Here is a 552-nt window from a genome sequence, read left to right on the forward strand (position 1 = left end):
GGGAGTCGGGGAGACCTGAAGCGGTAGGTTAAAGACACCGTTAGGGTAAAATCGGCGACTGGGGCTAAGTCGTAACAAGGTAGCCGTACCGGAAGGTGCGGCTGGAACACCTCCTTTCTGGAGACGAGAAACTCTGCTTTTAGTTTATCTTTATCATATATTTTTAAATGTAGGGGCTTGTAGCTCAGGTGGTTAGAGCGCTACACTGATAATGTAGAGGTCCGTGGTTCGAGTCCACGCAGGCCCACTAAATTTAAAAAAACAATGGAATTGTATTAGGATAAGTAATTTAATTACTCTACTTTTGCACTCCGAAAAAAACAAAAAATACTTGGGGGATTAGCTCAGCTGGCTAGAGCACCTGCCTTGCACGCAGGGGGTCAACGGTTCGAATCCGTTATTCTCCACATTACTTTCAAAGGAAAGTAACGAGTTCATTGACATATTGAGAAGCAAAAGAGAATAAGATAATAAACGCGCAAGCGAATTAAGGGCGCATGGAGGATACCTAGGCTCTCAGAGGCGATGAAGGACGTGATAAGCTGCGATAAG

The 552-nt window shown here is 44.7% G+C and carries 2 tRNA genes and 1 rRNA gene; all 3 read left to right on the top strand.

The features are described from left to right. Positions 1 to 117, top strand: a 16S ribosomal RNA gene (locus tag LXL81_RS28995); the annotation flags it as partial. A gap of 56 nt (positions 118 to 173) precedes the next feature. After that, positions 174 to 247: transfer RNA gene (locus LXL81_RS29000), tRNA-Ile, on the top strand. A gap of 86 nt (positions 248 to 333) precedes the next feature. Then, positions 334 to 407: transfer RNA gene (locus LXL81_RS29005), tRNA-Ala, on the top strand. The last annotated feature ends 145 nt before the right edge of the window (positions 408 to 552 follow it).

This window comes from Dyadobacter sp. CY356 (genome assembly GCF_021440195.1).
Classification (GTDB): domain Bacteria; phylum Bacteroidota; class Bacteroidia; order Cytophagales; family Spirosomataceae; genus Dyadobacter.